Below are 14,893 nucleotides of genomic sequence, written 5' to 3' on the forward strand. Positions count from 1 at the left end.
GAAGTTATAGGAGGGAATAACTTGGACTCATTATTTGATGTAATAGCAAATGTTATTTTATTTTATCCTCGAAATGACATGAAATTAAAACACCATATTGCCAAATTAAGCGAATTTGAGTGGTTTCGAAAGTTACACGAAGATACAAAGTATACAAGTTTAATTTGGAGTAATAGGAAAATCAAGAAGTATATTTTGAATTCTACAAATATGGAAGCAATAATAAATTCCGAGAAAAAACAAAAAGAATTTGTTCATCTAGTACAGGATGAATATAAAAAAAGAAGATAAGAATTTTTTTATTTTTCATATTTGGCGAAACAAATGGTACAATGAAAGCTAATGTGAAAAATAAGGAAAAGAAGTGGTCTATTTGAAAAACTTTTTAGAATTAGGAATTAGTGAAACTTTTAATCATACATTACGTGAAAATGGAATTACAGAAGCAACACCGATTCAGGAGAAGGCAATTCCTGTTATTATGTCAGGTAAAGATATTATTGGGCAGGCGAAAACAGGAACGGGTAAAACGTTAGCATTCGTGTTACCGATTTTAGAAAAAATCGATCCAGAGTCTAGTGATGTTCAGGCTTTAATTGTTGCACCAACAAGGGAACTAGCACTGCAAATTACAACTGAAATTAAAAAAATGCTTGTTCAAAGAGAAGATATTAATGTACTAGCGATATATGGCGGACAAGATGTAGCACAACAATTAAGAAAATTAAAAGGTAATACACATATAGTTGTTGCGACACCAGGACGATTATTAGATCATATACGTCGTGAAACAATTGATTTAAGTAATCTTTCAACAATTGTACTAGATGAAGCGGATCAAATGCTTTATTTCGGATTCTTATATGATATTGAAGATATTTTAGATGAGACACCTGATAGTAAACAAACGATGTTATTCTCAGCAACGATGCCAAAAGATATTAAAAAATTGGCGAAACGTTATATGGAAGAGCCGCAAATGATTCAAGTACAAAGTGAAGAAGTAACGGTAGATACAATTGAGCAGCGTGTCATTGAGACGACAGATCGTGCAAAGCCAGATGCACTTCGTTTTGTTATGGATCGTGATCAGCCATTTTTGGCAGTTATTTTCTGTCGTACAAAGGTTAGAGTAAGTAAGCTGTATGATAATTTAAAAGGACTAGGTTATAATTGTGCTGAACTTCATGGTGATATACCTCAAGCGAAACGTGAAAGAGTCATGAAGAGTTTCCGCGAAGCTAAAATTCAGTACTTAATTGCGACTGATGTAGCAGCTCGTGGACTTGATGTAGATGGTGTAACGCACGTATTTAACTTTGATATCCCTGAAGATGTAGAAAGTTATATTCACCGCATTGGCCGAACAGGACGTGCAGGTGGATCAGGTCTTGCAATTACGTTCGTTGCAGCGAAAGATGAAAAACATTTAGAAGAAATTGAAAAAACGCTTGGTGCACCAATACAAAGACAAATAATCGAACAACCGATGATAAAAAATGTAGATGAAAATGGAAAACCGGTACAAAAGCCGGCTCCAAAGAAATCAGGTCAATATCGTCAAAGAGATAGCCGTGAAGGTTCAAGAAGTGGTTCAAAAGGTGGTCCAAGAAACGATTCAAGAAATAGTTCGAGAAATGATAACAATCGATCATTTAATAAGCCAAGTAATAAGAAAAGTAGTACAAAACAAGGTCAGCAAAGACGTGGCCGTTAAATAGTTATTATTCAAAAAGAGTCGCAAAGTGTTGCGGCTCTTTTTGTTTTTATACAACGAAGTCGATATAAGTACAAGGGTGATTGCATAAAAACAACCTTTGAAATTTCATTTACCGTATTAAATAATTTAAAATTCATAAAGGAAATATAAAGTAGGTTGTTGTATATGTACGATAACAGGAAACTTTTCACATACTAAACATATACTTTAAATAAACCGACAGTCGGTCCGTAGGAAGGAGTACATGAATGAGGATCGTAAAAGAATATGGGGAGCGTAGAAATGAAATTTTAGAAACTGCTGAACGTTTGTTTGTTACAAAAGGGTATACGAAAACTACAGTAAATGACATTTTAAGAGAGATTGGTATAGCAAAGGGGACGTTTTATCATTATTTTAAGTCGAAAGAAGAAGTAATGGATGAAATTATTATGAGGATTATTAAAGCGGATGTTGCTAAAGCGAAAGCAATTGTCTCTAACCCTAATATCCCAGTTTTGGATAAGTTATTTCGAGTTTTAATGGAACAATCACCAAAATCAGGAGATGTAAAAGATAAAATGATTGAACAATTTCATCAGCCAAATAATGCGGAAATGCATCAAAAAAGTATAGTACAATCAATTATTCATTTATCTCCTGTTTTAGCAGAGATTTTAGAACAAGGAATCGCTGAAGGCATATTTTCTACTCCATACCCACAAGAAACGATTGAATTATTACTCTCTTCAGCACAAGTCATATTTGATGAGGGTTTATTCCAGTGGAAGCCGGAAGAAATGATGAGGAGAGCTAAAGCTTATATCAAAATGATGGAAGTATCTGTTGGAGCGAAAGAGGGAGCCTTTGATTACATGGTGGAGGTTTTAATCAAACAGAAATAGTAATTTTCTGTTTGGATATTATCGACCGACAGTCGGTCTGAATCGAATGAAAGGTGTGATAAGGATGTCAGCTAGTATAAGGTCTTCGATGAAAGATTTTCACTTAATGGTGAGTGGACAAATTATTACTATTTTAGGTTCAACACTTTTACGTTTTGCCCTGTCATTATATGTGCTAGATATAACAGGGCGTGCTGATATATTCGCAGGATTATATGCGGTAACGAGTATTCCGTTTTTGCTAGCCCCTCTTGGCGGAGCGATAGCAGATCGTTTCAATCGCCGTAATTTAATGGTTATTTTTGATTTTATCAACGCTGCGATTGTATTAAGCTTTATAATTTTGTTATTTACTGGACCTGTATCTATTATATTAATTGGAACAATTATGTTTTTACTAGCAGTCGTTAGTGCAATGTATTCACCTGTTGTAATGGCGAGTATTCCGCAATTAGTTCCAGAGAATAAGTTAGAGCAAGCGAACGGTATCGTAAATGGTGTGCAAGCATTATCGAATATAGTTGCTCCTGTATTAGGAGGAATACTGTACGGCATAATTGGTTTGAAAATGCTCGTAACAATAAGTTGTCTTGCTTTCTTTTTATCTGCGATTTTAGAAATGTTTATTAAAATACCTTTTATAAAAAGAGCGCGAGAAAGCCATATAATACCGACAATTGTAAAGGATATGAAAGAAGGATTTATATATGTTTTAAAACAACCATTTATTTTGAAATCTATGCTTTTAGCTGCATTACTAAATTTAATACTTACACCGCTATTTGTTGTTGGCGCTCCAATTATTATACGAGTAACAATGGAAAGTAGCGACACGTTATACGGAATTGGAATGGGATTGATCGATTTTGCTACTATTTTAGGTGCATTATCGATAGGTTTTTTTGGGAAAAAGCTACAGATGAAAACATTGTATTACTGGATGCTTTTAATAGCTTTATTAGTACTACCAATGGCACTATCAGTTACGCCAGTTATTCTTAATTTAGGATACTATCCACCATTTATCCTCTTTATACTTTCTTCTATTCTAATTGCAATGATCGTGACAATTGTATCCATCTATGTGATTACTGTAGTCCAAAAGAAAACACCAAATGAAAACCTAGGAAAAGTAATGGCAATTATAACAGCGGTATCTCAATGTATGGCACCAATTGGGCAAGTCATTTATGGTTTTATGTTTGAAGGATTCAGTATGAAAATTTATTTACCTATATTATTTATTAGTTTCATAATGATAATAATAGCGATAGTGACGAAGAAAATATTATGGAATGAAGGGAACTAGCTCCATATGATTAGGAGAATGTTAAAAAGAGATTTCTCTCAAAATAAAATGATAATTACCATTCTATTTATGTTTATCATGTTATCAAGTCTTTTAATCGCAAGTGCTTCAAGTAACGTTATAAATCTATTGAACTCAACGGATCAATTGTTTAAAGTATCAAACGCACCGCACTTCGTACAAATGCATGCCGGAGAAATAAACCAAAAGTCAATTGATTCATTTGTAGCGCAAACTCCTTTTGTAAAAAAACAACAAACAGCAGAGATGGTTCAAATAGGCGGATCTAACATTTTTATAAAGAAGAAAAATCAAGCGGAACATAATAGTGTAATGGACATTAGCTTTGTTAAGCAAAATACTATTTTTGACTTTTTATTAGATTTAAATAATGAATTGATCGATGTTAGGAAAGGAGAAATAGGTGTACCAATTTATTATATGCAAAAATATCATTTGCGTATTGGAGATAAAATTTGGGTTGTTAAAAATAATAATGAGCTAGAATTTACTATTTCGGCATTTGTTCGTGATGTTCAAATGAACCCATCACTTGTTAGTTCAAAACGATTTGTAATAAGCGATGAAGACTTCGAAAGAATAAAGGGGAATTTTGGAGAAAGTGAATATCTTATTGAATTCCAGCTAACAGATTTAAATAAAATAAATGAATTTGAAACTTTATACCAGTCATCAAACTTACCTCAAAAAGGTCCCTCTATTACGTATTCACTCTTTAAAACACTCAATTCATTAACAGATGGAATAATAGCTGCAGTACTTATCATAATAAGTGCATTATTAATGCTAATCGCGATTTTATGTATTAGATTTACGATTATTACTTCAATGGAAGAAGATTATCGGGAAATTGGTGTTATGAAAGCTATCGGCATTCAAAGTAAAGATATTCAAAAACTATATGTAACAAAATATGTTGTTATTTCCGCTATCGGATGTATATGTGGATATATCCTTTCGTTATTTGTTACAAAAATATTTACCTCTAACATCACACTTTATATGGGGACAGCTAATAAAAGTATTTTATATTATTTTGTGCCATTGATAGTCACAACATTGTTATTTCTAGCCGTTATCCTTTTTTGCCGCATCATTTTGCGGAATTTTAGGAGAATTACAGCAATAGACGCTTTACGATCAAGAGATAAACTAGGAAAAAGAAAGATTAGAAGATTTTTTTCTCTCTATCAAACTAAAATTACAAATGTAAATATATTTATTGGTATACAAGATGTAGTGAAACGATTTAAGTTATATCGAGTATTAAGTATCGTTTTAATTATTGCAGTGTTCATGATTGTTGTACCAGTTAACTTTTTGTACACGATTCAGTCACCGCAATTTGTTAATTATATGGGAACAGGAAAGAGTGATATGCGAATAGATTTACAGCAATCTGAAAATATAGAAAAACGGTTTAATGACGTTATATCGTATATCGGAAACGATGAAGAGGTAGAAAAATATGCAGCATTTGTAACGAGTACATTTAAAATGGTGAAAGCTGATGGTACAAATGGAAATTTAAATGTAGAAGTGGGAGATTTCGCCCAATTTCCAATAGAATATGTTAAAGGTATGGCACCAAAAAATGAAAATGAGATCGCTCTCTCTTATATGAACGCAAATGAATTAAAAAAGAATATAGGGGATGAAATCGTTTTATTTGTAGAAGGAAAAGAGAAAATGCTAACTATTAGTGGTATATATCAAGATGTAACGAATGGAGGAAAAACAGCTAAAGCGAGTTTTTCTTACAATAAAGAAGATATATTATGGTACGTAGTAAATGTAGATATGAAACCCAAAGTGAATCTACAAGAAAAAGTGAAGGAGTATAAACAAAATTTAAATTCTGCAAAAATAACAGATACGGATAATTATTTATCTCAAACTTTAGGAGAGACAATCAAACAATTAAGACTGGTGACACAAGTGGCAATTTTGATTGCTATATTGATATCGGTTTTAATAACTGCGATGTTTTTTAAAATGTTATTGGTAAAAGATTCTTCGCAAATATTAATTATGAAAAGTATCGGCTTTTCCTACAAAGATATTCGTATACAATATGTTACTCGTTCTATTGCTATAGTATTAGTAGGTATTTTAACAGGGACATTTATAGCTGCTACGTTTGGAGAAACACTAATAAGCTGGTTAGGTTCATTTATGGGAGCAGCTCACATAAAGTTTGTTGTTAATCCAATCATTTCTTATGTAATATGTCCAGCTATTTTATTTATATCTGTGACCGTAGCAACACTTTTTAGTAGTTTTACAGTGAAACAAAAAAATGATTTAAAGCTAAATGGGGAGTAGGAGGTGTGTAATTTGAAAAAAATTTTAGAAGTAAAACAATTAAATAAAAAATACGCAATGGATGGAAATAAAACTTGCCATATGTTAAAAAATATAAATTTAGAGATTTATGAGGGAGAGTTTATATCGGTCATGGGACCTTCTGGTTCAGGGAAATCGACGTTACTATATAATATTAGCGGAATGGATCAAATGTCATCAGGAAGTGTGAAAGTTGATAGTAAAGAAATAACATGTATGAAAGAAGAAGTGTTAGCAAAATTACGACTCAGCGAAATGGGATTTATTTTTCAACAGAGCAATCTTCTTAGAAATTTGAATCTTTTTGATAATATAGTTTTGCCTGCGTATTTAGCAAAAGTTGAGAGCAGGAAAATAATAAATAAACGTGCACTTGAATTGATGAAGAAAACGGGAATTAGTCAAATTGCAACTAATAATATAACTGAAGCATCAGGAGGAGAATTGCAAAGGGTATCTATTTGTAGAGCACTCATAAATAAACCTAATATTATTTTTGCTGACGAACCAACGGGTGCTTTGAATTTAAAAGCGACAGAAGAAGTAATGGATATTTTAGCAAATATAAACCGTATGGGAACTACAATTTTGCTAGTTACTCATGACGTAAAGGTAGCAGCTAAAACAGAAAGAGTTCTTTTTATGGTGGACGGAGAAATTGTTAGCGAAATACAGATGGGTAAGTATAGAAACGATGATTTGAAGGTGCGAGAAGAGCAGTTGTTAAAATGGTTAACTGTACTTGGATTTTAAAGAGATAATATTTTTGACTCCTATTGAATATAGGAGTTTTTCTTTGTTTGAAAGTTTAAAAAGAGATATAATAATTTTCTGACTATTGATTATGGAGGGGTATAAATGAAAAGTGAAACGTTACACACTCAAGAAGATATATTAAAAATGCTTGATTCATTATTAAGACCCGCAGTACCATTTTGGAATGAATTTTACACGAATAGAGAAAAGGATGTTCCTTTTTTTGCAAATGTTCCAGATGAGAATTTAGTTTCATATATACAAACAGAATGGATTTCAAAAGAGAAAGTGTTAGAGCTTGGATGTGGTCCAGGAAGAAATGCAATTTATTTAGCGAAACAAGGGTTTGATGTAACAGCCGTAGATTTGTCTATAGAAGGAATTAATTGGGCCAAAGAGAGGGCGTTAGAAAACGGAATAGAAATACAATTTGTTTGTGAATCGATTTTTAATTTGGATTTTCAAGATGAATATGATTTTGTATATGATTCCGGTTGCTTGCATCACATTCCACCACATAGAAGAATGAATTATGTTGATTTAGTTAAAAACTCATTAAAATCGGGTGGTTATTTCGGATTAACATGTTTTGCAGCAGGTGATTTGAATGAGCGAAATGGATCGGAAATAACGGACTGGGATGTGTATAGAGGATGGAGTTTACAAGGTGGTCTTGCATATTCAGAAGAAAAGTTAAGAGAGATATTTAAAGAATTTGAAGTAATTGAAATTAGAAAAATGAAGCAAATTGAACAACCAAATAATATGTTTGGAGAATCATTTCTTTGGACAGCATTATTTAAGAAGAAATAAAACATAGATAATTGACAAACTCATCGTTTTTATAGACAATACACTTATGAGAATGTACGTTCGGTTTTATTATCCGATGTATGTTTTGCATAAATACATAACAAGGGGATGTCTCTAAATGGGTAACACAAATCAAAAAATCACTACGTTTTTAATGTTCGAGGGCAAAGCTGAGGAAGCGATGAATTTTTACACATCGCTATTTAATCAATCAGAAATTGTAAGTATCTCTCGTTATGATGAGAATGGACCAGGTAAAGAGGGAACTGTAATTCATGCAACTTTTACGCTAAATGGACAAGAGTTCATGTGTATTGATAGTTATGTAAAGCATGATTTTACATTCACCCCAGCTATGTCTCTTTATGTAACTTGTGATACGGAAGAGGAAATCGAAACCGTTTTTAATAAACTAGCACAAGATGGAAAAGTTCTTATGCCTTTAGGTTCATATCCGTTTAGTAAAAAGTTTGGCTGGTTAAATGATAAGTATGGTGTGTCTTGGCAGTTAACTCTTGCTGGAGATGAATAATTAAAATAATATGGTGATATTAATGTTATAAAAAATAAAAGGGATGATACAAGATAAATATGTATCATCCCTTTTATTTTTTGTTTTACAACCGTCATCGGTTGTATTTATAACGACTTTAGGGGTGCTTTTTAAGTTTTTTATATAATATAAAACTGCTAATTTAATTTTTCAGCTTATCTAGTAATTGAATTCATTAACTGGAAGAAGTATTCAGGCTTATAAGTTTTATTTAGGTTATACCATGAATGTAACGTATCTGGTGCAAATACATCAATTTTTTTCAATACTTCCATTGCAAATTCCAGAGGAGCTACTCCTGATGCAGTAATCAAATTTTCATCACATACTGCAGGTTCCATCTTATAAAGTTGTTCTCCTTTATAATTAGGACAAACCATTTTAATATATTCTAAATCATTGCTTGTATGTTTTCTAGAATCTAGGTATCCAAAATTCGCTAACCCCTCAGTTGCACCACAAATGGCAGCAACAATAGTGCCGAGTTTTAACGCTTCACCAATTTTTTTTAAGATAGGGTGATGAATGCTTTCCCCCCAAGTAGTCCCTCCAGGTAAAACTAAAAGATCGTTACTCTCAAGAGTACATTCATCCAGGGAAATATCTGGCTTTATGCTCAGTCCTCCCATCGTAGTAATAATTTCATTATTAGCTCCTACTGTAACTACCTTTAAAGGGGCTAACTCTTTTTTGAAATATCTTCCTGAGTTTAGTTCTGCAATTAAATGTCCATATTCCCAGTCTGACATCGTATTAAATACATAAAGATAAACTTTTTTTGTTTGCATACAATAACACTCCAATCACAATTGAGTTTTTCAAAAAAATATTAATAAATAAATTTTACAATATTTATCATTTGAATTTAACCTATTTCCTTAAGAATTCTTTAAAAAATAATTTGGATACTTTATTTGAAGGTATGGTTTACGAATTAAACAACCTTCAAAAATATAATAGTTGAAATTTGTTGGTTTTAGAATGAAGAAATTAGGCTCAATATACCAATTTAATTATTCATAATTGAGTTGTGGTATAATTTACATACAGGGGGAAAGTAGATGACACAACATAAAGAAGAGCAAATGAATGAGGCATTAGCATTATTTTACTTTGCATATAAAACTTTTACAGAAAAACCAGATGAAATAATAAAAGAGTATAGTATACAGCGTGTACATCATAGAATTCTGTTTTTTATCGCTCGTTTTCCAGGGCTTAGTGTAAATGAGCTGCTATCACTTTTAGAAATAAGTAAACAAGCTCTTCACGGACCGTTGCGCCAACTGTTAGATAAAGGACTTATTGAGAGTAATGAAGCTGCACATGATCGTCGTGTGAAACAGCTGTCTTTAACAGAAGAAGGAACAGACTTAGAGAAAAAACTGAGCGATGTTCAAAGAGAACAAATGGGAGCTATTTTCTCACAGTTTGGCGAATCATGTGAAGAAAATTGGCATCAAGTTATGAATGAAATGGCAAATAGCCGTTCAGGATTTGATGCATGGACGTCTAAGCGTGAAATACCAGTAGAATAAAAGATAGAAACAGTATCTTGTTTTGTAGTTTGAAAAATCATAAATTTTTATCTGTATATTTGGCAACTATGGATAAAAAATTCACATTGCCAAAAACTTTATATGTGTACGTATTGAAATTTTAAAATTCATATTTCCGAGAGGGGAATTATAATGATAAAACTTGTACTCATTCGTCACGGACAAAGTTTGTGGAATCTTGAAAATCGATTTACAGGATGGACAGATGTGGATTTATCAAAGAATGGATTAAGTGAAGCGAGAGAAGCAGGAACAATATTAAAAAAGAATGGATATACATTTGATGTTGCGTATACCTCGGTACTAAAACGAGCAATTCGTACATTATGGATTGTACTGCATGAAATGGATCTCACTTGGGTCCCTATACATAACTCATGGAAGTTGAATGAACGCCATTATGGTGCACTACAAGGATTGAATAAAGACGAAACTGCAAAAAAATATGGAGATGAACAAGTTCATATTTGGAGAAGAAGTATAGATGTGAGACCGCCTGCACTTACTGAAGATGATCCTCGATATGAGGCGAACAATCCAAGATATAAAACGTTAAAAAAAGATGAATTCCCATTGACTGAATGTTTAGAGGATACGGAGAAAAGAGTAGTTGATTATTGGCATTCAGAAATTGCACCGTCATTAAAAAGTGGTGAGAAAGTAATTATTTCATCGCACGGTAATACAATTCGTTCGCTAGTGAAATACTTAGACAATCTTTCAAGTGATGGTGTGGTTTCATTAAATATTCCAACTAGCATTCCGCTTGTTTATGAGTTAGATGAAAAATTACGTCCGATTCGTCATTATTACTTAAGTATGGATGGAGAAGTACCTGAAGGGGAAATTCCGAAACATATTTCTTTTTAACATGAAAATTTGAAACACATGCTTGTCTACATATACAATGTAGATTCATGATAAAGTGAAACTTTAATCAGTGGAGGGTGTTCATCCCGCACTGATTATTAGCCTTCACCAATCGGGCTTTTATGGGCAGTTGATCCCTCACCTAACGTCTTTGCTTTCGCTGAATTTTGAGGTGGGGGGTCTTACTGCCCGTTAATGCGGGATAAAAGACGTGGCCTGCTTCTAATGTATATGCGATGGTGCTAACTTTAGAAGGTTGTCCACGTCTTTTGTCATAAAGAGAGCTGTTTGTGCATGTAATGGTATCGTGAGTAGTTTTGGAATGGAGGGTGATGTGATTGACGATCTCTAACATTCGAATTGGCTTATTTATTTTAGCAATCGTCTTTATTGTTCTTGTTTTCTTTTATTGGAGAAATGAAGAGTTGTACGAGGAGAAGAAACAACGAATTCGAAAAACGTGGTACGGTTTGTTCATAACATCAGTCACAGTTTATTTCACGATAAAAGGAATAGATTTAACCCTCTGGAAAAATCTTTTAATGTTTACTGCGATGGTAATTTTCGTTGATATTGCATTCATTTTGACACCAAATATTTCAGAAATATGGGGCGCAAAATTCAGCGATATTGGAAAGACGGTCCAATCAATTAAAAGGTCATTAATTGCTTCAAAAGCAAGAGGAGAAATATATACGACAATTATTCAAAATGTGAATCCAACAGCCTTTGGGACAATGGAATGGCATACGGAAGAGGAATATACAAAAAGCTTAAACACATTTTTAGATTCATATGGGGAAAAGATTGGTGCGAAAATTGTTGTATTTGAAGCGGTGAAGGAATTAAATACAAACTTTCGTGGTATCCGCTCTCAATTTAGTATTATTGTTCCATTAGAACACATCGAGCAATTGAATGAGCAGAAAGCGGTGCAAGTAGAAAATGTCGGAATTATACCAGCAAAAATAGTTAGTGATGTTTTCATTGTTATTGATGGGAAGAAAAATAACCTTCAAGATCGAGATTTTGAAAATGTATATAATTTAACAATTCATCATAGTTATTTTAGTAAATAAGGACAGAATCTTTTTCTGTCCTTTTCACCTATACATAAAGGGAGAACAAATTCAGACAAGCTTGTATAAAATTGGACAATCATTCCTACACTAGCACGTAGAGGTGATTGTAGTGATAAAAGATTATGACAATGATTTTTTTAAAGAAGATAATGAAGATACAACAGATTTCTCTTTAATAAAAGGAGATACTTTGCAGCAAGTAGAAGAGTTAGAAGAAGAATTAAAAAGAAAATGATACGTGTACACTCTGTCTGCATTTGCTATATAATATAAATAAAAGGTGGTATCTTTTTGAAAAGGGGGAGAAGAGATGGCTGAAATAAATGTACAAAATTCTTCGTTTTTTAAAGAAAAAAAAGAAGAAGCAAATACAGATTTCTCTCTTGTGAAGGGTGCATTAACGGAAAATATAAATCGTTTAGAAAATCTTATGAATAGTAATAGTTCGAAATATATACAGGTGAAAAAAATAAAAGAAAATGCATAGAGCATTTTCTTTTATTTTTTTCGTTATTTGTGGATTAATAAGTAGTAGAGTATGAAAAGCCTTATTAATTAAAATAACAAATTTTTAAAATGTTAAAAGAAAGGTAAAATAATGAATCATGGTATAATGATAAAAGACTTACATATTATTTCGTCATTTTGAGAGGAGCTTGAAAAATGTATTCTACTTTAGAACAATTAACAAAGCACCCTGTATTTTATCATTTTGCAGAAATTTCAAAGATTCCTAGAGGATCAGGTAATGAAAAAGAAATTAGTGATTACTTAGTGAGTTTCGCAAAGGAACGTAATTTAGAAGTTATTCAAGACGAAGCGTTAAATGTCATTATAAAAAAAGAAGCTACTTCTGGTTATGAGAATGTTCCAGCTATTATCATTCAGGGGCACTCTGATATGGTGTGTGAAAAAAACCAAGCGACAGTTCATGATTTTGAGAAAGATCCAATTGAATTAAGAATTATTGGAGATATGTTATATGCAAACGAAACTACTTTAGGTGCTGATAATGGTATTGCCGTTGCATATGCATTAGCATTATTAGATTCAACAGACATCCCGCATCCAGCTTTAGAAGTTGTTATTACAACTGAAGAAGAAACGACAATGGGCGGTGCATTCGCTGTTGATTCAAATCATTTTGACGGAAAAATATTTATTAATATTGATTCTGAAGAAGATCATAAATTACTAGTGAGTAGCGCAGGTGGTGCGAAAGCAGTTGAAACGATTTCAGTGATTTGGGATGAAGCGTCAGTAGATATGGACACATACCGACTATATGTTGGGGGACTTAAAGGTGGACATTCTGGTTTGGAAATTGATAAACAACGCGGTAATGCGAATAAAGTATTAGGACGAGTTTTACGTGATTTATCACTTCACATTCAGTTTAATATGAGTGAAGTTCATGGCGGCTTAAAAACAAATGCAATTCCGCGTGAAAGTGTAGCTACAATTTTATTACGTGCAGAAGATGTACAGCAAGTAGAAGAAAAACTAAAATCATGGACACGTATGTTACAAGAAGAGCTACGTGCTGTTGATCCGGATGTTCATGTTTCACTTACAAAAGTAGAAGAAAAGGCGGGAAAAGTCTTTTCTAAAGAAACACAAAAACAGCTTATTTCTTCATTATTCTTAATTCCAAATGGTATACAAAGTATGAGCATGGATATTAAAGGTCTTGTAGAAAGCTCAACTAATTTAGGAGTTATTCAAACACTGCAAGATGAGATTAAATTACGAAGCGAAGTGAGAAGTTCTGTAAGTAGCTTAAAACAACATATTGTAGATGAAATTAAGTATATTGCGGAATTAGTAGGGGCAACATTTGAAAAAGAGTCTGAATATCCAGAGTGGCCATATAATCCTAATTCGCCTATCCGTAATTTATTCGAAAAAGTGCATCAAGAAAAATACAGCAAAGATGCTGAAATCTTCGCAGTACATGCAGGAATTGAGTGCAGTGTATTTGTTCAAAAAATGCCTGAGTTAGATGCTATTTCATTCGGTCCAGATATCTTTAATGTTCACACTCCAGATGAACATATTAGTATTTCTTCTGTTGTGAATAACTGGGGATTTTTCGTTGATGTAATGCAGGGAACGAAAGAATTAGCTAAGTAATAAAAGACGGAATAAAAAGCAGCCTAAATTTATAGGTTGCTTTTTTGTATAGAATTTTATGTGAAGCAAAATAATGGCCAAGAAATTTACCTATTGTTGATTTAAAATAAAGTTTGATAAAAAGATCTATTTTGCAGAGTATCTCTTTCTTCAACAATCGGGCCATTTAATTGAATAAGACTACACAAAAAGTCGCTTTCCCTTACCTAAGGAAAGCGACTTTTTAGGTTGGTTTTCCCCTTATTATCAAGCTTTTTACTTTAAGTTCCTTTGACTAATAAGGTTTACTTCAGTAAAATAAGGTATATTATATTTGTTGAATAGATTCTCTTTAAAGACAAGAAAAGTAGGTGAACAAAGTGGGGAAATATCAATTGGATTACAAAGGTCAGGCAGCGGTGGCAAAGTTTCATGAAAAACAGACGCCTGCCAAATTTGATAAAAAGCAGCAACTTGAAAAATTGCGTGCGGAGTATTTGAAAAAGAAGCAAAAACAAACAGATAAATAATACGTTATGTTTTTCTGAATTTTCTTTATGTAATGCAAAAAAACACAAGAAAATAGGTAAGTTATTCATCGTTCAAATATATATAGGCTATTTTTTCAAACCTCTTACTTAATGAACTAAAAAGTCGATTCCTTGAGATGGGAATCGGCTTTTTTAATAAGTGACATTTCCTTAGCGTTGTAAGTCCGCATTTTCCTGACGCTACCCCAAGAAGTAATTGAGGATAATGTATCTACCACAGTCGGGCGCTTTAATTGGTAAGGTTCACAAAAATCATCAAACTTTTTTATAAAAGGATGATTCAATTGAATATAGAAAAAGCGTATTTTGATCAATCT

At 32.6% G+C, this 14,893-nt stretch carries 16 protein-coding genes; 15 read left to right on the top strand and 1 reads right to left on the bottom strand.

Going from position 1 to position 14,893, the window contains the following annotated elements:
* Nucleotides 1–21: 21 nt before the first annotated feature.
* The 8 genes from NSQ69_RS12105 to NSQ69_RS12140 all read left to right on the top strand — a co-directional run bounded on the left by NSQ69_RS12105 (nucleotide 22) and on the right by NSQ69_RS12140 (nucleotide 8,381).
* Nucleotides 22–291, top strand: coding sequence for a hypothetical protein (locus tag NSQ69_RS12105; protein ID WP_002127415.1), 270 nt, complete (start codon nucleotides 22–24; stop codon nucleotides 289–291).
* A gap of 73 nt (nucleotides 292–364) precedes the next feature.
* A complete protein-coding gene (locus NSQ69_RS12110) occupies nucleotides 365–1,717 on the top strand; it encodes a DEAD/DEAH box helicase (RefSeq protein WP_002012917.1) in 1,353 nt (450 codons plus the stop codon).
* 251 nt (nucleotides 1,718–1,968) lie between these two features.
* The gene (locus tag NSQ69_RS12115; RefSeq protein ID WP_002127416.1) at nucleotides 1,969–2,604 is read left to right on the top strand and encodes a TetR/AcrR family transcriptional regulator; all 636 of its coding nucleotides are present in this window, start codon (nucleotides 1,969–1,971) and stop codon (nucleotides 2,602–2,604) included.
* 46 nt (nucleotides 2,605–2,650) lie between these two features.
* Nucleotides 2,651–3,913 (top strand): MFS transporter, encoded by a 1,263-nt coding sequence (locus NSQ69_RS12120; protein WP_265324001.1) that lies wholly within the window; start codon nucleotides 2,651–2,653, stop codon nucleotides 3,911–3,913.
* A 6-nt stretch (nucleotides 3,914–3,919) separates the two neighbouring features.
* On the top strand, nucleotides 3,920–6,259 hold the full coding sequence (locus NSQ69_RS12125) for an ABC transporter permease (protein WP_002127419.1): 2,340 nt from the start codon (nucleotides 3,920–3,922) through the stop codon (nucleotides 6,257–6,259).
* 12 nt (nucleotides 6,260–6,271) lie between these two features.
* Complete coding sequence (locus tag NSQ69_RS12130) at nucleotides 6,272–7,033, top strand: ABC transporter ATP-binding protein (RefSeq protein ID WP_002127420.1); 762 nt, start codon at nucleotides 6,272–6,274, stop codon at nucleotides 7,031–7,033.
* Between the two features lie 105 nt (nucleotides 7,034–7,138).
* Nucleotides 7,139–7,849: a class I SAM-dependent methyltransferase gene (locus NSQ69_RS12135; protein WP_002127421.1), complete on the top strand. Its 711-nt coding sequence runs from the start codon at nucleotides 7,139–7,141 to the stop codon at nucleotides 7,847–7,849.
* Nucleotides 7,850–7,967: 118 nt separating this feature from the next.
* Nucleotides 7,968–8,381: a VOC family protein gene (locus NSQ69_RS12140; RefSeq protein WP_002012925.1), complete on the top strand. Its 414-nt coding sequence runs from the start codon at nucleotides 7,968–7,970 to the stop codon at nucleotides 8,379–8,381.
* 176 nt (nucleotides 8,382–8,557) lie between these two features.
* Here NSQ69_RS12140 and NSQ69_RS12145 read toward each other — a convergent pair whose 3' ends face one another.
* A complete protein-coding gene (locus tag NSQ69_RS12145; protein WP_002017047.1) occupies nucleotides 8,558–9,190 on the bottom strand; it encodes a type 1 glutamine amidotransferase family protein in 633 nt (210 codons plus the stop codon).
* Nucleotides 9,191–9,463: 273 nt separating this feature from the next.
* On the opposite strand from NSQ69_RS12145, the gene NSQ69_RS12150 reads away from it, so the two are divergent.
* The 7 genes from NSQ69_RS12150 (at nucleotide 9,464) to NSQ69_RS12180 (ending at nucleotide 14,555) form a co-directional block, all read left to right on the top strand.
* Nucleotides 9,464–9,940 carry a MarR family winged helix-turn-helix transcriptional regulator gene (locus NSQ69_RS12150; protein WP_002017049.1) on the top strand — a complete coding sequence of 159 codons (477 nt, stop codon included), beginning with the start codon at nucleotides 9,464–9,466 and terminating at the stop codon, nucleotides 9,938–9,940.
* Between the two features lie 153 nt (nucleotides 9,941–10,093).
* The gene (gene gpmA, locus NSQ69_RS12155; RefSeq protein WP_002032137.1) at nucleotides 10,094–10,831 is read left to right on the top strand and encodes a 2,3-diphosphoglycerate-dependent phosphoglycerate mutase; all 738 of its coding nucleotides are present in this window, start codon (nucleotides 10,094–10,096) and stop codon (nucleotides 10,829–10,831) included.
* 338 nt (nucleotides 10,832–11,169) lie between these two features.
* A complete protein-coding gene (locus tag NSQ69_RS12160; protein ID WP_002032139.1) occupies nucleotides 11,170–11,910 on the top strand; it encodes a type II toxin-antitoxin system SpoIISA family toxin in 741 nt (246 codons plus the stop codon).
* A gap of 112 nt (nucleotides 11,911–12,022) precedes the next feature.
* Nucleotides 12,023–12,148: a hypothetical protein gene (locus NSQ69_RS12165; RefSeq protein ID WP_000588712.1), complete on the top strand. Its 126-nt coding sequence runs from the start codon at nucleotides 12,023–12,025 to the stop codon at nucleotides 12,146–12,148.
* Between the two features lie 75 nt (nucleotides 12,149–12,223).
* Nucleotides 12,224–12,400, top strand: coding sequence for a stage II sporulation protein SB (gene spoIISB / locus NSQ69_RS12170; RefSeq protein ID WP_341099275.1), 177 nt, complete (start codon nucleotides 12,224–12,226; stop codon nucleotides 12,398–12,400).
* A 176-nt stretch (nucleotides 12,401–12,576) separates the two neighbouring features.
* Nucleotides 12,577–14,046: an aminoacyl-histidine dipeptidase gene (locus tag NSQ69_RS12175; RefSeq protein WP_002127427.1), complete on the top strand. Its 1,470-nt coding sequence runs from the start codon at nucleotides 12,577–12,579 to the stop codon at nucleotides 14,044–14,046.
* 359 nt (nucleotides 14,047–14,405) lie between these two features.
* The gene (locus NSQ69_RS12180) at nucleotides 14,406–14,555 is read left to right on the top strand and encodes a hypothetical protein (RefSeq protein WP_002069316.1); all 150 of its coding nucleotides are present in this window, start codon (nucleotides 14,406–14,408) and stop codon (nucleotides 14,553–14,555) included.
* Nucleotides 14,556–14,893: the final 338 nt, after the last annotated feature.

The sequence above is a fragment of the Bacillus sp. FSL R10-2201 genome, from assembly GCF_038008665.1.
GTDB classification, from domain to species: domain Bacteria; phylum Bacillota; class Bacilli; order Bacillales; family Bacillaceae_G; genus Bacillus_A; species Bacillus_A mycoides.